This is a genomic window from Streptomyces sp. NBC_01283 (assembly GCF_041435335.1).
Classification (GTDB): Bacteria; Actinomycetota; Actinomycetes; order Streptomycetales; family Streptomycetaceae; genus Streptomyces.
Genome location: NZ_CP108430.1, coordinates 5,765,321 through 5,782,252, shown reverse-complemented (window position 1 = coordinate 5,782,252; position 16,932 = coordinate 5,765,321). Strand labels below are relative to the sequence as shown.

At 69.2% G+C, this 16,932-nt stretch carries 16 protein-coding genes and 1 riboswitch; of the genes, 6 read left to right on the top strand and 10 right to left on the bottom strand.

From position 1 onward, the window contains the following. The first annotated feature begins 43 nt into the window (after positions 1–43). The 3 genes from OG302_RS26335 to OG302_RS26325 all read left to right on the top strand — a co-directional run bounded on the left by OG302_RS26335 (position 44) and on the right by OG302_RS26325 (position 5,018). Positions 44–775 carry a FadR/GntR family transcriptional regulator gene (locus OG302_RS26335; protein WP_371529025.1) on the top strand — a complete coding sequence of 244 codons (732 nt, stop codon included), beginning with the start codon at positions 44–46 and terminating at the stop codon, positions 773–775. A gap of 320 nt (positions 776–1,095) precedes the next feature. Further along, positions 1,096–3,081, top strand: coding sequence for a glycosyltransferase family 2 protein (locus OG302_RS26330; RefSeq protein WP_371529024.1), 1,986 nt, complete (start codon positions 1,096–1,098; stop codon positions 3,079–3,081). After that, entirely contained in the window at positions 3,078–5,018 is a 1,941-nt protein-coding gene (locus OG302_RS26325) for a galactose oxidase-like domain-containing protein (RefSeq protein WP_371529023.1), read from the top strand. The genes OG302_RS26330 and OG302_RS26325 overlap by 4 nt, the downstream gene beginning before the upstream one ends. 93 nt (positions 5,019–5,111) lie before the next feature. Here the strand turns inward: OG302_RS26325 and OG302_RS26320 are convergent, their stop codons facing one another. Beyond that, complete coding sequence (locus OG302_RS26320; RefSeq protein WP_371529022.1) at positions 5,112–6,143, bottom strand: glycoside hydrolase family 6 protein; 1,032 nt, start codon at positions 6,141–6,143, stop codon at positions 5,112–5,114. Positions 6,144–6,305: 162 nt separating this feature from the next. Between OG302_RS26320 and OG302_RS26315 the strand changes: the two genes are divergently transcribed. The 3 genes from OG302_RS26315 (at position 6,306) to OG302_RS26305 (ending at position 8,579) form a co-directional block, all read left to right on the top strand. Further along, entirely contained in the window at positions 6,306–7,061 is a 756-nt protein-coding gene (locus tag OG302_RS26315) for an ANTAR domain-containing protein (RefSeq protein WP_371529021.1), read from the top strand. A gap of 330 nt (positions 7,062–7,391) precedes the next feature. Beyond that, positions 7,392–7,514, top strand: a riboswitch (cobalamin riboswitch). A gap of 31 nt (positions 7,515–7,545) precedes the next feature. After that, positions 7,546–7,767: a CbtB-domain containing protein gene (locus tag OG302_RS26310; protein ID WP_371529020.1), complete on the top strand. Its 222-nt coding sequence runs from the start codon at positions 7,546–7,548 to the stop codon at positions 7,765–7,767. Between the two features lie 20 nt (positions 7,768–7,787). Then, on the top strand, positions 7,788–8,579 hold the full coding sequence (locus tag OG302_RS26305; protein WP_371529019.1) for a CbtA family protein: 792 nt from the start codon (positions 7,788–7,790) through the stop codon (positions 8,577–8,579). On the opposite strand, the gene OG302_RS26300 is transcribed toward OG302_RS26305, so the two are convergent. From OG302_RS26300 to OG302_RS26260, 9 genes are all read right to left on the bottom strand, one after another. Further along, positions 8,560–9,225 carry a class F sortase gene (locus OG302_RS26300; RefSeq protein ID WP_371529018.1) on the bottom strand — a complete coding sequence of 222 codons (666 nt, stop codon included), beginning with the start codon at positions 9,223–9,225 and terminating at the stop codon, positions 8,560–8,562. The two genes, OG302_RS26305 and OG302_RS26300, sit on opposite strands and share 20 nt — an antisense overlap. 15 nt (positions 9,226–9,240) lie before the next feature. After that, positions 9,241–9,780: a hypothetical protein gene (locus OG302_RS26295; protein WP_371529017.1), complete on the bottom strand. Its 540-nt coding sequence runs from the start codon at positions 9,778–9,780 to the stop codon at positions 9,241–9,243. Between the two features lie 69 nt (positions 9,781–9,849). Continuing rightward, positions 9,850–10,629, bottom strand: a complete 780-nt coding sequence (locus tag OG302_RS26290) for an HAD-IIA family hydrolase (RefSeq protein WP_361836346.1) — start codon at positions 10,627–10,629, stop codon at positions 9,850–9,852. Positions 10,630–10,710: 81 nt separating this feature from the next. Next, a complete protein-coding gene (locus OG302_RS26285; protein WP_371750238.1) occupies positions 10,711–12,192 on the bottom strand; it encodes an alkaline phosphatase family protein in 1,482 nt (493 codons plus the stop codon). 194 nt (positions 12,193–12,386) lie between these two features. After that, positions 12,387–13,463: a 2-aminoethylphosphonate ABC transporter substrate-binding protein gene (locus tag OG302_RS26280; protein ID WP_371529016.1), complete on the bottom strand. Its 1,077-nt coding sequence runs from the start codon at positions 13,461–13,463 to the stop codon at positions 12,387–12,389. A 42-nt stretch (positions 13,464–13,505) separates the two neighbouring features. After that, positions 13,506–14,303 carry an ABC transporter permease gene (locus OG302_RS26275; RefSeq protein WP_371529015.1) on the bottom strand — a complete coding sequence of 266 codons (798 nt, stop codon included), beginning with the start codon at positions 14,301–14,303 and terminating at the stop codon, positions 13,506–13,508. Next, on the bottom strand, positions 14,290–15,192 hold the full coding sequence (locus OG302_RS26270; RefSeq protein WP_371529014.1) for a 2-aminoethylphosphonate ABC transporter permease subunit: 903 nt from the start codon (positions 15,190–15,192) through the stop codon (positions 14,290–14,292). The genes OG302_RS26275 and OG302_RS26270 overlap by 14 nt, the downstream gene beginning before the upstream one ends. Continuing rightward, a complete protein-coding gene (locus tag OG302_RS26265) occupies positions 15,185–16,237 on the bottom strand; it encodes an ABC transporter ATP-binding protein (protein ID WP_371529013.1) in 1,053 nt (350 codons plus the stop codon). The genes OG302_RS26270 and OG302_RS26265 overlap by 8 nt, the downstream gene beginning before the upstream one ends. Beyond that, the gene (locus OG302_RS26260) at positions 16,234–16,929 is read right to left on the bottom strand and encodes a phosphonatase-like hydrolase (RefSeq protein ID WP_371529012.1); all 696 of its coding nucleotides are present in this window, start codon (positions 16,927–16,929) and stop codon (positions 16,234–16,236) included. The genes OG302_RS26265 and OG302_RS26260 overlap by 4 nt, the downstream gene beginning before the upstream one ends. Between the last annotated feature and the right edge of the window lie 3 nt (positions 16,930–16,932).

Genomic DNA, 16,932 nt, shown 5'->3' with positions numbered 1-16,932 from the left:
CCGGCAGGGTCGGTACCTGTGTCCGTACCGCTACCGTTGCGCCATGGCGCGCGACATACAGGAGCGGATCAAGAAGCTCATCATCGACCAGCGGCTGCCCTCCGGAGCCTCTCTGCCGACCGAGCCCGAACTGATGGAACGCCTCGGCGTCAGTCGGAACTCCGTGCGAGAGGCGCTCAAGGCGCTGCAGGCGATGGGCATCGTGGAGATCCGGCATGGTTTCGGCACCTATGTCGGACCCATGTCGATGGCTCCCATGATCGAGGGCCTCACCTTCCGCACGGTGGCCGGCCACTACCGCGGCGAGGACAGCCTGCTCCAGCTCCTGGAGCTGCGGGAGGCCGTGGAGACCGGGCTCATCGCGCGCCTCGCGGGCCGCATCCCGGCCGCGGATCTGGCCGAACTCGATGCCCTCGTGGACCGGATGGACGCCGAGGCAGCGGCGAACGACGGGCGGGCGGGCCGGCCGGGAGCGGTTCAAACCGAAACCGACCGCGCATTTCACGCCACTCTGTACCGCTGTCTCCGCAATCCGCTGCTCGGCGAGGTCCTGGAAGCCTTCTGGGATGCCTTCCATAAGGTACGTACCGACCTGGTGGACGTTCCGCAGGACCCGAAAGTCACCTGTCGGCAGCACCGGGAGATCCTCGACGCGGTCCGGTCCGGCGATGTGCTCCGGGCCGAGCGGGCCATACGGGAACACTTCGGTAATATTCGAACGCGGTTGAGTGCTCCTGCCCCAACAGGCAACTCAAATCGCTTGTATGACCGGTAAACACCTTGTTTCGCTCTTGCGATCATGGCTATGGGCGTAGAACCTTGTGCTGAGCCACTGTGTGCAGGAGCCATTGGCTCTCATGAGGCAGGCGGTGCCGGGCAGTTGGGGAGGGCCGGCCGACCGCGGCCCGCGGGGTGAGGGACGGGGGTCCCTGTCACGATCGGATGCCGAGGGGGGGCATCATGCAACCGGAAGGTAGCTGTTCCATGTCTAAGGGGACGGTGGCCTGCCACTGATGCGTCCGTGAAGGCCGGGGGACCGGGTCGGACGGAAAGACCAACGAACACGCGGACGACCCGCGTGCGGGGGGATGACTCATGACGTCGACGCCGACGGGCGCCGGGCCGAACGACCCGTCAGAGACGACCCAACTGCGGGTGCCGTCGCACCGGACAGGCGGGTTCCGACGTATCAAGAAGGCTCTGCCGAGATACGACTACGAGCACTACAGCCGTCTCGCGGGACCGCTCACGCAGCCCGATCCGACCAAGCCGTACAGGGTGCAGTACCGCTCGCTGCTCTCGCAGGAGCCGCACCGGATCAGGGCCGCTCTGATGCTGGGGGCCGCGCCGCTGCTCTCGCTCGTGCTGCTCGCCTGGCTGCTGCAGCCGACGCACTGGACGAAGCGTGACTACGTCGCGAACGACTGGCTGCCGACGCTCGACATCGTCATGCTCATATCCATCGGTCTGATCGAGTTCTTCCGCTGCATGAACGTGCTCTCGAACGCGCACGCCACGCTCGTCGCCCGTGACCCGATACCCGTGGTGCCCGAGACCGGCACCCGTGTCGCCTTCCTCACCTCCTTCGTGCCCGGCAAGGAGCCGCTGGAGATGGTGACGAAGACGCTGGAGGCGGCGGTCAAGATCCGCCACCGCGGCCTGATGCACGTCTGGCTCCTCGACGAGGGCGACGACCCCGCCGTCAAGGAGGTCTGCCAGCGGCTCGGCGTGCACCACTTCTCCCGCAAGGGCGTCGCGAAGTGGAACATGAGCAAGGGCCCGCACCGCGCCAAGACCAAACACGGCAACTACAACGCCTGGCTGGACGCGCACGGCGACGAGTACGACTTCTTCGCATCGGTCGACACCGACCACGTCCCGATGCCGAACTACCTCGAGCGGATGCTCGGCTTCTTCCGTGACGAGAACGTCGGCTTCGTCATCGGCCCGCAGGTCTACGGCAACTACGACAACTTCATCACCAAGGCCGCCGAGTCCCAGCAGTTCCTCTTCCACGCGCTGATCCAGCGCGCGGGCAACGCGTACGGCTCCCCCATGTTCGTCGGCACGAGCAACGCCGTACGGATCAGCGCGCTGAAGCAGATCGGCGGTCTGTACGACTCGATCACCGAGGACATGGCGACCGGCTTCGAGATCCACCGCGCCACGAACCCGCGGACCGGCAAGAAGTGGAAGTCGGTCTACACCCCGGACGTGCTCGCGGTCGGTGAGGGCCCCAACGCCTGGACGGACTTCTTCACCCAGCAGCTGCGGTGGTCGCGCGGCACGTACGAGACCATCCTGAAGCAGTTCTGGAAGGCGCCGTTCTCGCTGCCGCCGGGCCGTCTCTTCAACTACACGATGATGGTCATCTTCTACCCGATGTCCGCCATGAACTGGATCCTGGCCGCGCTCTCCTGCGCGCTGTTCCTGGGCATGGGCGCGTCGGGCGTGAACATCGACCCGACGATCTGGCTGATGCTGTACGGCAACGCGTCTGCGCTGCAGATCGGCCTCTACATCTGGAACCGCCGCCACAACGTCTCGCCGCACGAGCCCGAGGGCTCCGGCGGTATCGCGGGCATGGTGATGTCGGCGCTCTCCGCGCCGGTCTACGCGCGCTCCCTGCTCGACGCCGTGCTGCGCCGCAAGAGCAAGTTCGTGGTGACTCCCAAGGGCGATTCGGCGAGCCCGGACACCTTGTTCGGTACGTTCCGGATCCACCTGTTCTTCATCCTGGTCTTCAGCGGTTCGATGGCCGCCGCGTTCGTCTTCGACCACGTCCACCCGGCGATGATCACCTGGGCCACGTTCGCCCTGCTGATCACGGCCGCGCCGATCTTCGCCTGGCGGTGGGGCATGCGGCAGGACAAGAAGAAGCGCAAGTCCCGGCACGGATCCGGAGCCTCGGGGCCGCCCTCGGGCGGCGGGGACCCGACGGTGCCGCCGCAGAGTGACGCCACGGCGGAGCTGCCGCAGGCACACCAGCCTCCGCAGGCGCCGCACGCGCCGCAGCAGAAGCCCAGTTGGGCATCGAACGACCAGACCATGCAGATCGCCCTTGGGGGACGTAAGAAATGAAGGACCGCTCCAGCCGCCGCCGCGCCCGCCGCATCGCGATAGGCGCGGCGGTGGTCATAGCGCTGGCCGGGATGAACGGCCCGTGGCTGTGGCGCGTGGGTTCGGAGAAGTACCACGACTACAAGATCAACAAGCCGGAGTACAAGGCCGACAACGGCCACTGGCAGGTCGTGGACTTCCCCGAGGAGTACCGCCAGAACACGATCCACGCGGCGCTCCTGCACACCGGCAAGATCCTTCTGGTCGCGGGCTCCGGCAACAACCAGAAGAACTTCGACGCCAAGAAGTTCGACACCCGCCTGTGGGACCCGGTCAAGAACACGATCAAGAAGATCAAGACGCCCGTCGACCTCTTCTGCACCGGCCACACCCAGCTCGCCAACGGCAATCTGCTGATAGCCGGCGGCACCCAGCGTTACGAGAAGCTCAAGGGCGACATCACCAAGGCCGGCGGCCTGATGGTGGTGCACAACGAAGACCCGGACAAGCCGATCACGCTGCCGAAGGGCACGAGGTTCACCGGCAAGAAGAACGGCAAGACGTTCGTCTCCAAGGACCCGGTCGTCATCGAGCGCGCGAAGAAGGTCTTCGACAAGACGACCGGCGCGTTCGTACGCAACCAGCCGGGCCTGGGCCGGGTGTACGTGGAGGCGCAGAAGAGCGGCACGAAGTACGAGACCGGCACGCAGGACAACTACCGCGTGCAGGGCCTCAAGGGCGCCGCCACCCGCAACACGTACGGCATCGCGCAGAAGCTCGCCCTGGACAAGAAGGACTTCCAGGGGATCAAGGACGCCTTCGAGTTCGACCCGGTCGCCGAGAAGTACATCAAGGTCGACCCGATGAACGAGGCCCGCTGGTACCCCACGCTGACCACTCTCTCGGACGGCAAGGTGCTCAGCCTCTCCGGCCTCGACGAGATCGGCCAGCTGGTCCCGGGCAAGAACGAGGTGTACGACCCGAAGACCAAGAAGTGGACGTACACCAAGCAGGTCCGGCAGTTCCCGACCTACCCCGCGGTCTTCCAGCTGGAGAACGGCAGGCTCTTCTACTCGGGATCGAACGCGGGCTACGGCCCCGATGACGTCGGCCGCAAGCCCGGCACCTGGGACCTGGAGGAGAAGGGCAGCTGGAAGGGGATTCCGGGGATGAGCGACCCGAACATCCTGGAGACCTCCAACACGGTCGAACTGCCGCCCGCGCAGGACCAGAAGTACATGGTCGTCGGCGGCGGCGGTGTCGGTGAGTCGAAGAAGTCCAGCAAGAAGACCCGCATCGTCGACCTCAAGGACGACAGCCCGAGGTTCGTGGACGGCCCCGAGCTGGAGAAGGGCACCCGTTACCCGCAGGCCTCGACCCTGCCCGACGACACGGTGCTCATCTCCGGCGGTTCCGAGGACTACCGCGGGCGCGGTGACTCGAACATCAAGCAGGCGCGGATCTACGACGCCAAGACCGGCAAGATGCGGCGGGTCGCGGACCCGGAGGTCGGGCGCAACTACCACTCCGGCTCGATCCTGCTGCCCGACGGCCGCGTGATGTTCTTCGGCTCCGACTCGCTCTACGCCGACAAGGCCAACACCAAGCCCGGCGTCTTCGAGCAGCGCATCGAGATCTACACCCCGCCGTATCTCTACCAGGGCTCGCAACCCAAGCTCACCGGCGGTCCCGAGGAGATGAGCCGTGGCGGGTCGGGGACGTTCAAGACCCAGCACGCCTCGTCCATCACGACGGCCCGTCTGATCAGGCCGAGTGCCTCGACGCACGTCACGGACATCGACCAGACGTCCGTCGCCCTGGACCTCAAGAAGTCCGCGGACGGCGTCACGGTGACGATCCCGAAGGAGCGGAGCCTGGTCGAGTCGGGCTGGTACATGCTCTTCGTGACGGACGACCAGGGCACCCCGAGCAAGGCCAAGTGGGTCCACGTGAAGTAGCCCCGCGGGCACCACGGAAAAGCCGCAGTCGCAACTGTCCGGTCACCCGGCAGTCGCGACTGCGGCTTTCTCGTGGGGCGCTGCGAGGCGCTTCTACTTGGCCGCCTCCGCGAGGCCCTTCGCGTACTCGGGCCACCACTGGCCCGCCTTCGGGCCGCCCCGGCACGTGCCGTCGGACTCACCGGGCCGCTTGACCCAGAGGTACGCGTCGACGAGCGGATCGTCCGTCTTGGTCGTGGGTGCCTCGCCCAGCGCACGGCCCGGCGGATTGCACCAGGTGTCCTTGCCCTTGGTGTACGGGCCGTTGCCGTTGCGCGCGGTGTCGATGACGAACGGCTTGTCGCCGATCTTCGCCGAGAGCTTCTTGCCGAACTCCGTGCTGGCCTCGGTGGTCTGGAAGTTCGAGACGTTGACCGAGAATCCGTCGGCCTGCTCGACACCCGACCACTTCAGGGGCTCCCAGAGCGAGTCCGGGTTCTTCCAGCCCGCGTTGCCCGCGTCCAGGTACACCTTGGTGTTCTTCAGGGACTTGAGCTTCCCGATGGCGCCCTTGAGGAGGTCGTACCGCTCCTCGTGGAACTCCTCCGGCGTGCAGTTGTCGACCATGTGGAGCACGGCGTCCGGCTCCAGGATGACCGTGGCCCTGCGGTCGCCGATGCCCGCGGCGACCTGGTCGATGAACTTCCGGTACTCGTTGCCGTCGGCGGCGCCGCCTTCCGAGTACTGGCCGCAGTCCCGGTGCGGGATGTTGTAGAGGACCATCAGGGCGTCCCTGTCGGCCTTCTGCGCCGCCTCGGTGAAGCCGCGCGCCTGGTCCTCCGCGTTCTCCGGGACGATCCATTCGGCGACCGGCTGCTCGGCGATCTTCCGGATGAGACCGGCGTCGTCCTTCTTGCCGTCCTTCTCGTACGCGGCGACCTGCTTGGCCGCGTTCCCCTCCGGGTTGACCCAGTACGGGTCGGAACCCTTGGGTTGCTGCTTGACCGGCCCCGAGGATTCCTCCTCGCCCGAGCCGTCATCGGAGGAGCACCCCGACAGCAGCAGCGCAGCCCCCGCAAACGCCGCCGCGGCCTGCAACCCCCTGACCGCGATCCGATGACCGCGGCCGGTGCCTTTGTGGTACATCCACTCCCCCTTGGGTGCACTGTCCGATTCTCAATCCTGACATACGCCCACCCTGGCCACGAGGCCCGCCCGTCCGCTGCGAAGACCTGTAGGAGACCTGTTACAGCGGGTCGTCAACGGGTAGGTGCAGTGGGCGGGGCGGCGCTCCATGGGGAGGAGATCATGCGGGATCGCACCTCTGAACTACGGCTTGCCCAAGTCCTGGTGGAGACCGCGAACACCCTGGACGACGACTTCGACCCGGAGCTCTACCTCGGCCGGGTCGCGGGACACTGCGTGGAGCTCCTCGACGCGTCCGCCGCCGGGGTCATCTTCGACGGCTTCGGCGCCCCCGCGGTCGCCACCGGCGGCCATCCCCGCGCACTCGCACTCGACCTGCTCGGCGTCCAGCACGACGGCGGGCCCTGCGTGGAGAGCCTCGGCACCGGTCTGCCCGTGCCACCGGTGCGGCTCGCGACGGCCGAACCCGCCCAGCGCTGGCCGGAGTTCACCGCGCTGGCGCGGCGCCACGGCATCGGGGCGACGTACGCGGTGCCGCTGCGCCAGCGCGAGACCCTGCTCGGGGCGCTCAACGTCTTCGTGCCCGAGACCTCCCGGTGCCCGCACGCCGAAGACGAGCTGCGGCTCGCGCAGGCCATCGCCGACGCCGCCGCGGTGGGCCTGCACAACCACCGCGCCTACACGCGGTATCGAACGCTCGCCACCCAGCTCCAGGGCGCCCTGACCAGCCGCGTACGCATCGAACAGGCCAAGGGAATGCTCGCCGAACGCTGGCATACCGGGATGGACGACGCCTTTGACGTGCTGCGGCGGTACGCGCGCAGAGAACGGCTGGTCATGGACTTGGTCGCCACTGACGTGATCAAGGGATCGCTCGATGACGCGGCGCTGCGCGGCGGTTGGTCCGAACCGTCCTGAAGGTCATCCTGAGAACCACCACCACCTGCGGTGATCACAGAGAGGAAGCGGAGCACGACTTGGCGTCAATCCACCCCTAGGCTCCAGCGCTCATCCGTTCTACAGTCGTCACAACGGCCCAAGCCCCCGGCCTTGTCGTCCATCCCGCACAGTGGGGTTGGCCATCGAACCTCCCGCGCCGGCGCCGGGTTACTCCCGCAGCTCGTGCGCGCGCGGTCGAGGACCAGCCCGGTCGACGGCTCCGGGGGGAGCGGGCCGCCGACCGGGCCCTGGTTGTACCGGGACCGTTGACAGTGTCCATGACCAACTGGGACTCTCCGGGACGACAAGTCCATACATCGAGGCGACGGTTGACAGGAACCCGGTGCCATTCCGGGGCGGTCCCGCCACTGTGACCGGACGCCCAAGTGGTGTGCGGAAGCCAGGAACTGAGCCGTCGTACTCCTGCTTCGGGGCGTGGAACCCCAGAAGGAGACGCTTCGACATGGCACTGCACACCGCGGCACCGCACACCGACAGGACGGCGGCCCGGGCCGCCACGGTCCAGACCCGCGACTGGCTCATCGCCTCGGCCGCGGCCCTCATCGCGCTGATCGCGCTCTACGCGGTCTTCCTCGACAACGGCTCGCTGATCTCGGCGACCGGCAGCTATCTCCACGAGTTCGCGCACGACGGCCGGCACCTCTTCGGTGCCCCGTGCCACTGACCGGGGACGGACACGGCACCATGCCATCCTCGGCGTCCTCGCCCGTACTGCCCCTGCTCGGCCGGGGTCTCGTGGCGGGAGGAACGGCGGGCCTCGCGGCCGGTCTCTTCTCGCTGCTCCTCGCCGAGCCGCTGATGGACCGGGCGATCCGCGCCGAGGAGAAGCGGTCGGCCGCCCATGAGCACGCGCAGCACCACGAGGAGCTGTTCACGCGCTCGACCCAGCACGCGGGCCTGGTGGTCACCTCGCTCGTCGCCGGTCTCGCCGTCGGCGTCCTCTGCGCGGTGGCGTACGCCCTGGTGCACCGCCGCGATCCGTACGCGCACCCGTGGCCGCGCGCCCTCGCCTTCGCGGGGGCGGCCTTCCTCGCCGTCTCCCTGCTGCCCGGTCTGCGCTACCCGGCGAACCCGCCGGGCGTCGGCGACGCGGGCACGGTCGGCGACCGCCAGGCGATGTGGCTCGCGTCCGTGGCGATCGGCGTCCTCGGCATGTTCCTGGTCCGGCAGGTGTACGTACGCCTGTCGGAGAGACCCGACCCGGTGCGGCAGACCGCGGCGGCCCTCACGACGGTCGCCGTGCTCGCCGTGCTCTTCCTGCTCCCGGACAATCCCGACCCGGTCCCGGTCGACGCGGTGCTCCTGTGGGACTTCCGCGTCCTCTCGGTCGCCTCGCACGCCCTGCTGTGGGCGGTGTTCGCGGCGGTCTTCGGAGGCCTGGGACTGCGGGCCGCCCGGGAAGGGGCCGCCGTGGGCGCGAGCGCGGCGGGAGTGCGCTCGCGCCCCGGCACCACCTCTACGGCCCCACCCCGGTGAGGTAGGCCGACACCACCACGTTCGCCGAGTACGTCTTGGCCGCCCGGTCGAACGAGCCGCCGCACGTGATCAGGCGGAGTTCGGCGCGGCCCTCCTCGTGGGGGCCGTACGCCTTCTTCGCGTCGAAGCGGTCCCGGCTGAGGACCTGGACGTCGTCCACGGTGAACTCGGCGACCGAGCCGTCGTCCCGGGTCACCCTGACCTTCTCGCCGGGGCGCACCGCGCTGAGGTCGTAGAAGACCGCGGGGCGCGTCTCGGTGTCGACGTGGCCCACGAGCAGGGACGTGCCCGCCGCTCCGGGGCGCGTCCCGCCGCCGTACCAGCCGACGGATTCCGCCTGCTCGAAGGGCGGCGGATCGATGGCGCCGTCCGGGTCGAGGCCGCGGCTGATCACGGGTGCCCGCACCTTCAGCGAGGGGATGTCGACACGTTGCGGTCTGGCGGCTCCGAGCGGCTCGTGCGCGTCCGGGAGTTCGACGGCGAAGGGGCGGCCCACCGCCGCCACGTCACCGTTCGTGGGCTCCGAGACACCGCCCCGTACGTCGGTGATCTCACTGCCCCACAGCCAGAGGCCCACCAGCACCAGGGCCCAGGCGACCCCGGTGAGGAAGCGCCCGTGCCCCGCCGATCCCTCATGGTCCGACATCGCGGTCGCCGCCCGTCACTCGGAGCGGCGCCGGCGGACGCTGCGGAGCGCCACGGCCACGGCGGCCACCCCGGCGAGCACCAGGCCGATCACCGCGTGCCGGGTGCCGGGGCCCGCCTCCTGGGTGTGCGCGGCGAGCTGCGCGGTGCCGCCGCCGCCCGCGCGGACCGGCGAGACGGGCTCGGAGTGGTGCTGGACGACGCGTACGGTACCCGCGCCCTGGTGGGGGTGGCCGTCGCAGACGACGGTGACGTCGTACGAGCCGGTGACGCCTTCCCTGATCGTGGCGGAGCCGTTCAGGGAGTACTTGTCGCCGTCCCTGCCGGTGAGCTTCGCGTCGCCCGTGAACGCCCCGGACCCCGCGGAACCGGTCGTCCCGTCGCAGCCATCGACGCTGATCTCCACCTTGGCCCCCGGCGCGGCGCTGGCCGGGGAGACCGTGGCGTGCACTTTGCCCTCGTCATGGGCGTGTGCGGGCGTCGTGGCGACGACGGGGAGCGCGGCGAGGACAGCGGCCCCGGCTATGCCACGAAGGGTGAGTGAACCTCTACGCATCGTGAACCTCCTGTTCCGAGGTTCACGCGCGGCTGCTGCTCACGCCTCCCGTGTGCGGCAAACGGGTGGTCACACGCGGTCGACGAGGTCCGCGATCGAGTCCACGACGTTCGAGGGCCGGAACGGGTGCTGGTCGATGTCCTTGCGGGACGTCAGGCCCGTGAGCACCAGGAACGTCTCCATTCCGGCCTCGAGGCCGGCGAGGATGTCGGTGTCCATGCGGTCGCCGATCATGGCGCTGGTCTCGGAGTGCGCCCCGATGGCGTTCAGACCGGTCCGCATCATCAGCGGGTTCGGCTTGCCCGCGAAGTAGGGGCTGCGCCCGGTGGCCTTGGTGATCAGCGCGGCGACGGCGCCGGTCGCGGGCAGCGGCCCTTCCATGGAGGGGCCGGTCTCGTCCGGGTTCGTGCAGATGAAGCGGGCCCCGCCGTTGATCAGCCGCACGGCCTTGGTCATGGCCTCGAAGGAGTACGTACGGGTCTCGCCGAGCACCACGTAGTCCGGGTCGTGGTCGGTCAGGACGTACCCGATGTCGTGCAGGGCCGTGGTGAGGCCCGCCTCGCCGATGACGTACGCGGTGCCGCCGGGGCGCTGGTCGTCCAGGAACTTCGCGGTGGCGAGCGCCGACGTCCAGATGTTCTCGACGGGCACGTCGAGGCCCATGCGGTTCAGGCGGGCCTGGAGGTCGCGGGCGGTGTAGATCGAGTTGTTCGTCAGGACCAGGAAGGGCTTCCCGGACTCACGGAGCCGCTTGATGAAGGAGTCGGCGCCGGGGATCGGGACGCCCTCGTGGATGAGCACGCCGTCCATGTCGGTGAGCCACGATTCGATGGGCTTGCGCTCTGCCATGGGGTGCACTCCTGCGGTCTGCGATGAACGGGTGAGGCCAGGGGCGCCGGGACAGCTCTGTGCCGACGCCCCTCAGCCTAATCAGGAAGCGGTGATCGTGACCCCGTCGATCACCCAATACCAGTTGTTCCCGCCGGTGTACCGGAAGCGGACCTGCGCGCTCTTGGCTCCCGCGGGCACCTGGAGGGCGATGTTCTCGACGCGGGAGGGGGTGTCCGCGGTGTACGTCTTCACGGCGACGGGGGCCCCTCCGTCGTACGAGACGAGCACCTCGCCCTTCTGCGGGGCCTCCTGGCGGTAGTACGTCGTGTAGGTGAGGGTGGCCCGCGCGCCGCCCCGCACCTCGTATGCGGGGCTGACCAGGGTCGAGTCGAAGGTGCCTGAGAAGGACTTGTCGGTCCATTCGTCGCCGTCCGCCACCGCGAAGACGTTCCGGGCGCGGATGTTGTTCTCGCGCTGCTGGTCGCGCTGGGCCTTCGTCCAGAACTCGTCCGTGGTGAAGGACCAGCCGCGCCACTCGGTGATGCCGCCGGTGCCCATCCGGGAGTTGTCGACGCTCCAGCCGCTCGGCGGGGTGTGCGTGAAGCCGATGACGCCGGCGCCGATGCCGGTCTCGTCGACGGGTCCGGTGAGCTTGGTGCGCAGGGCGTCGAACGCGTCCGCCGTGGGCTGCTGGACGGGGCGCCCGTCCAGGCCCCAGGCCGGGTCGATCGCGATGCCGAGGTGGGCGAGCGCGCTCGCGGCGATGTCGGGCATGCGGACGTCGTGGCGGACCGAACCCGGGGTGACCGTACCGCCGGTGGCGATCATGAAGGTCTGGCGCTCGGGCCAGCTCGAACCGCCGTGACCGCCCGCGTCGGTGTGCCCGTGGTCGGCCGTGATCATGACGAGCCAGTCCTCGTCGCCGTACGTGGCACGGGACTTGACCGCGGCGACGATCTGGCCGACCTGGGCGTCGGCGCCGTGGATCGCGTCGAGATAGGCCTGGCTCGCGGCGCCGCTGTCGTGGCCCGCGTGGTCGATGTTGTCGAGCTGGACGAAGACCGCGTCGGGGTTGCCGCTCTTGATCTCGGCGACGGCGCGTGCGGTGGTCCCGGTGTCGTACTCGGCGGACGGGGTGGAGACGCGGGCGTCGACCTTCGCGGAGAAGATGATGTCGGTGATCGGGTTCCAGGAGGCGACGGCGTAGGTCCGCAGGTTCGGCTTCGCGGCCTCGATCCGGGTCATGAAGTCCGGGTATGCGGCCAGGTTGTGCCCGGTGAACTCGTTGTTCACGACCTTGTGCTTGTCGGGCCACACGCCCGTGATGAGCGTCGACCAGCCGGGGCCCGACGAGGTGGGGGCGAGCGGGTTGGCGTAGATGCTGCTCGGCGCGGTCAGGCCCGCGCTCATCAGGCCCTTGAGCGCGGGTGCGTCGGCGTCCTTGATTCTGCTCAGCAGGGCGCCGTCCAGGCCGATGACCAGGACCTTGGGGGTCTTGGCCGCGGCCCTGGCGACGGCGGCGAGGGGCCCTGCGGCCACCGCGAGCGCGGCGGTGGAGACGAGGAGCGAGCGGCGGGTCATGCCTTGCGACACGTGGTCCTCCAGTCGAAAGCGGTGGGGGTGAGCGGCATGGCGCACGCCAACGCCCCCGGAGAACCAGGGGCGTTGGGTCCATACCCGTTATCTTTTCGCTACCGAACACCCCGGGGCCAGGGAGCGAACGGTGAACTCTGGTGTATCCAGGTGAACTTGAGGTCAGATACCGGTGCCCGGGGTCAGCTTCCCGTGGCCGACTTCCAGTCCTCCACGTACGTCTGGAGGTTCTTGGAGATGTCCGTCCAGTCCGGCTCGAAGACCTCGACGCCGTCGACGATCTTGTCGAGGGCGACCGCGTTCGCGTCGGTGGCCTTGATGTCCTTGCGGGCCGCGAAGCCGCCGCCGATCTCGCTGACCTGCTGCTGGGCCTTCTGGCTGAGCAGGTAGTCGAGGAACTTCTTGGCGTTGGCGTTGTGCGGGGCCTTGTTGACCAGGCCGGCCGCGTAGGGCAGCGCGAAGGTGGTGGACCTGCCGCCTTCCTTGGCGGGGAACCAGATGCCGAGGTTCGGCATGTCCTTGGACTGGGCGTAGTTCATCTGGACGTCACCGTTGGCGGCGAGGAGCTCGCCCTTGTCGACCTTGGGCGCGAGCTTGCCGGTGGAGGCGGACGGGCCGACGTTGTTGGTCTGGAGCTTCTTCAGGTAGTCCATGGCGGGCTTCTTGCCGCCGAAGTCGTGCATCGCCTTGATGAGCACGGCGGTGCCGTCGCCCGCGACGCCGGGCGTGGAGTACTGGACCTTGTTCTTGTACGCGGAGTCGGTGAGGTCCTCCCAGGTCTTGGGGGCCTTGCCGCCGCCGAGCTCCTTCTTGTTGTAGATGAAGCCGAAGTAGTTGTTCACCACGGAGGTCCACTTGCCGTCGGTGGCCTTGTCGGCGCCGTCGACCTGGTCCGAGCCCTCGGGCTTGTAGGTCTGGAGCAGGCCCTTCTCGTCCGCCTGCTGGATGAAGGGCGGCAGGGTGATGATGACGTCGGCCTGGGTGTTGGACTTCTCGCGGACGGCGCGCTGCACCATCTCGCCGGAGCCGCCCTCGACGTAGTTCACCTTGATGCCGGTCTTTTTCTCGAAATCCTTGAAGACCTGGTCGTACCAGCCGTCGCCGTTCTCGCCCTTGAGGCCGTCGGCGCTGTAGACGGTGACCTCCTTCGCGTCGGAGGCGGCGGAGTCGCCGCCGCACGCGGTGAGGGATCCGGCGAGGACGAGGCTGCCGGAGACGGCGGCGAGCGTGCGGGTGCGGGTTCGGGGGTGACGCGACATGACGTTTCGTACTCCTTGAAGAACCGTGGGACGGAGGTGAGTTCAGCGATAGGAGGCGCGCGTGCGGACGCGGGAGACGGCGAAGAGGACGAGCAGCGTCGCCGCCATCAGGACCACCGCGACGGCGGCACCGGTGAAGAGGGAGCCGCGGTCGGTGGCCGCGTAGATCTGCACGGGGAGCGGCATCCAGTCCGGCGGGTAGAGCATCATCGTGGCGCTCAGCTCGCCCATGGAGAGCGCGAAGCAGAGGCCCGCCGCCGCGTTGAGCGACGGCAGCAGGAGCGGCAGCTTCACCTTCCACAGGACGTACGAGGGCCGCGCACCGAGCGATGCGGCGGCCTGTTCGTACGCCGGGTCGAGTCGCACGATGGCAGCCGAAACCGACTGGTGGGCGAACGCCGTGACAAGAATGGTGTGCGCGAGGATCACGATCCAGCGGGTGCCGTTGAGGATCATCGGCGGCTTGCTGAACGCGACGAGGATCGCGAGCCCGACGACGACGGAGGGCACGGCGACCGGCAGCACGAAGAGGGTGTCCAGGAGGCGCTTGCCCCCCTTCTTCATCGAGGCGGCGGCGAGCGCGGCCCAGGACCCGACGGCGAGCGCGAGCAGGCTGGCGCTGACGGCGGTGACCAGGCTGGTGGTGAGCGCCTTGAGGGACTCCCCGCGGGTGGCGGACTCGTAGTGCCCCGTGGTGAATCCGGAGGGGAAGGCGCCGGACCAGTGCGAGGAGAGGGAGGCCGCCAGGATCACGAGCAGAGGGAGCGCGAAGAGCGGCAGGAAGAGGACGAAGAAGACCAGCCAGGTCGCCCACTTGCCCTTGCGGCTATGCACCAACACGACGGCTCACCACCCGGTAGAGGCTGTAGAGGCCCACGGAGATCGCGATGTTGACCACGGCGACGACGCAGGCCGCCGGGTAGTCGGACTCGAGGATGGCCTTGCTGTAGACGAGCATGGGCAGGGTCGTGACCCCCTTGGCTCCGGTGAAGAGCACGATCCCGAACTCGTTCAGACACATGACGAGTACGAGGCTGCCGCCCGCGGCGAGGGCGGGCAGCGCCTCGGGCAGGATGACCCGCCGGACGATGCGGCCGGGCTTCGCGCCGAGGCTGGAGGCCACTTCGAGCTGCGCGGTGTCGATCTGCGAGAACGCGGCGAGCAGGGGGCGCATCACGAAGGGCGTGAAGTACGTGATCTCGGCGAGGAGAACGCCCCAGGGGGTCGTGAGGAACTGGAACGGCCCCTCGGCGGCCCCGGTCGCGTCCGTCCACATGCCGTTCGCCATGCCCTTGGTGCCGTAGACGAACAGCAGGGCGAGGGTGATGAGGAAGGACGGGAAGGAGAGGAAGACGTCGATGAACCTGGCGACGGCTTTCCCTCCCGGGAACGGCACGAAGGCGATGATCAGCGCGAGCGCGAACCCGAGCACGAGACACCCGGCCGTGGACCCGACGGCCAGCCACACGGTGGTCCCGAGCGCCTCCCGGAACGCCTCCGAGGCGAAGACGTCGGAGTAGGGCTGGAGGGAGGTCCCGCCGGTGTCGGGCCGCACGGACTGCTGGACGACGAGGGCCAGGGGGTAGAGGAAGAAGAGGGCGAGGAGGGCGATGGGGGGAAGGGCCCATACAAGAGCGGGCACTTGGCGCCGGGTGCCTTCCGGCCGCCCCGGCTGCTGTGCCGACGATGCCGGTTCGGCTTCAACGAGTTGTCCACCAGCGCTAGGCATCGCTCACCCCGCCGGACAGCAGCACCGCGTCCTCCGGGGAGAAGTGCAGCGTGACCTCGTCACCGATGCCCGGCGGGTTCCGCAGCTCCCGCAGGTCCGCCTTCACGCGCTGCCCGGCGACATCCACGTACAGCCGATGGGTGGCCCCCCGCCACTGCACCTCGGCCACGCGCCCGGACAGGGCATTGGGGCCCTCCCCCAGGCCGACCAGATGCGGCCGCACGCACAACGTGGCGGTGGAGCCCCGCGCCGCCTCCCCCGTGTCGACCTTCAGGTCGGTGTCGCCGAACGAGACGCCACCGTCCCCCACCCGCACCGCGAGCAGATTCGCATTGCCCACGAAAGAGGCCGTGAACTCGGTCCGAGGCGCCCGGTAGAGCTCCTGCGGAGTACCGCAGTCCCGCAGCCGCGCCCGGTCCATCACGGCAATGCGATCCGCCAGGGTCAGCGCCTCGACCTGGTCGTGGGTGACGTACAGGATCGAGACGTCGGGCAACTCCCGGTGCAGCCGGGCCAGTTCACCCAGCATCCCCGACCGCAACTGCGCGTCGAGCGCGGAGAGCGGCTCATCGAGGAGCAGCACCCCCGGCCGGGTGGCCAGCGCCCGCGCGATGGCCACCCGCTGCTGCTGCCCGCCGGAGAGCTCCCGGGGAAACCGCTTGGCGTACGAGGCCATCCCCGTCATCTCCAGCGCCTCGGCGACCCGCCCCGGAATCTCGGGCTTGGGGACCTTCCGCGCCTTCATGCCGAAGGCGACGTTGTCCGCGACCCTCATGTGCGGGAAGAGCGCGTACTGCTGGACGACCATCCCGATCCCCCGCTGGTGCGGCGGCAGGCCGGTGACATCGCGCTCCCCGATGAACACCCGCCCGGACGCGGGCCGCACGAACCCGGCGACGGCCCGCAGCGCGGTCGTCTTGCCCGAGCCCGACGGGCCGAGCAGGGCCATGACCTCGCCGGGCTCGACGGTCAGGTCGAGCGAGTCGAGGACGGTGTTCCTGCCGTAGGCGACCGAGACGCGGTCGAAACGGATGCCGCTGCTCATTCCCCGACACCCCGGAGGAGGGCGGGCAGTTCGGCGACGCTCCCGAGGACGTGCGTCGCCCCGGCGGCCCGCAGAGCCCCGTCGTCGTGCGCCCCCGTCAGCACCCCGGCGACGACGGAGGCACCGGCCCGTACGCCGCTGAGCATGTCGTACGCCGTGTCGCCCGCGACGGCGACCTGCCGGACGCCGTCCACCGCCCCCGTCCGCAGGAAGGCGCTGAGCACCATGTCCGGGTAGGGCCGGCCACGGCCGCCCGCGTCGGCGGGGCACAGGGTCAGCTCGACGAGGTCCCGCCAGCCGAGCGCGGCCAGGATGGCGTCCTGGGTGACGCGGGCGAACCCGGTGGTCAGCACCACGGTCCTGCCCTCGCCCCGCAGCTCCTCGATGGCCTCCCTGGCCCCGGCGACCGGCGCGATCCTGCCGCCGTCCACCAGCGCCCCGTACGCCTTCTCGAACGCCACGTTGCCCCGCTGGGCAAGCTCCTCGTCGCCGAACAGGTGCCGGAAGACGGAGATCTTGGACTCGCCCATGGTGGCGCGTACGTAGTCCAGCTTCGCCGCGTGATCGGCCGAGTCCGGCTCGACGCCGAGTTCCCGCGCGGCGGCGGAGAAGGCCTCCTCGACGAGCCCGCCGTCCGCGACGGTCGTACCGGCCATGTCGAGGACGACAAGGCCGCACCCCTCGCTCACCATGTC

Bases quoted from the DNA above. Each gene is read 5' to 3' on its own strand.
- OG302_RS26335 (WP_371529025.1), top strand. From the start codon at position 44: ATGGCGCGCGACATACAGGAGCGGATCAAGAAGCTCATCATCGACCAG.
- OG302_RS26330 (WP_371529024.1), top strand. From the start codon at position 1,096: ATGACGTCGACGCCGACGGGCGCCGGGCCGAACGACCCGTCAGAGACG.
- OG302_RS26325 (WP_371529023.1), top strand. From the start codon at position 3,078: ATGAAGGACCGCTCCAGCCGCCGCCGCGCCCGCCGCATCGCGATAGGC.
- OG302_RS26320 (WP_371529022.1), bottom strand. From the start codon at position 6,143: ATGTACCACAAAGGCACCGGCCGCGGTCATCGGATCGCGGTCAGGGGG.
- OG302_RS26315 (WP_371529021.1), top strand. From the start codon at position 6,306: ATGCGGGATCGCACCTCTGAACTACGGCTTGCCCAAGTCCTGGTGGAG.
- OG302_RS26310 (WP_371529020.1), top strand. From the start codon at position 7,546: ATGGCACTGCACACCGCGGCACCGCACACCGACAGGACGGCGGCCCGG.
- OG302_RS26305 (WP_371529019.1), top strand. From the start codon at position 7,788: ATGCCATCCTCGGCGTCCTCGCCCGTACTGCCCCTGCTCGGCCGGGGT.
- OG302_RS26300 (WP_371529018.1), bottom strand. From the start codon at position 9,225: ATGTCGGACCATGAGGGATCGGCGGGGCACGGGCGCTTCCTCACCGGG.
- OG302_RS26295 (WP_371529017.1), bottom strand. From the start codon at position 9,780: ATGCGTAGAGGTTCACTCACCCTTCGTGGCATAGCCGGGGCCGCTGTC.
- OG302_RS26290 (WP_361836346.1), bottom strand. From the start codon at position 10,629: ATGGCAGAGCGCAAGCCCATCGAATCGTGGCTCACCGACATGGACGGC.
- OG302_RS26285 (WP_371750238.1), bottom strand. From the start codon at position 12,192: ATGACCCGCCGCTCGCTCCTCGTCTCCACCGCCGCGCTCGCGGTGGCC.
- OG302_RS26280 (WP_371529016.1), bottom strand. From the start codon at position 13,463: ATGTCGCGTCACCCCCGAACCCGCACCCGCACGCTCGCCGCCGTCTCC.
- OG302_RS26270 (WP_371529014.1), bottom strand. From the start codon at position 15,192: ATGCCTAGCGCTGGTGGACAACTCGTTGAAGCCGAACCGGCATCGTCG.
- OG302_RS26265 (WP_371529013.1), bottom strand. From the start codon at position 16,237: ATGAGCAGCGGCATCCGTTTCGACCGCGTCTCGGTCGCCTACGGCAGG.
- OG302_RS26260 (WP_371529012.1), bottom strand. From the start codon at position 16,929: ATGGTGAGCGAGGGGTGCGGCCTTGTCGTCCTCGACATGGCCGGTACG.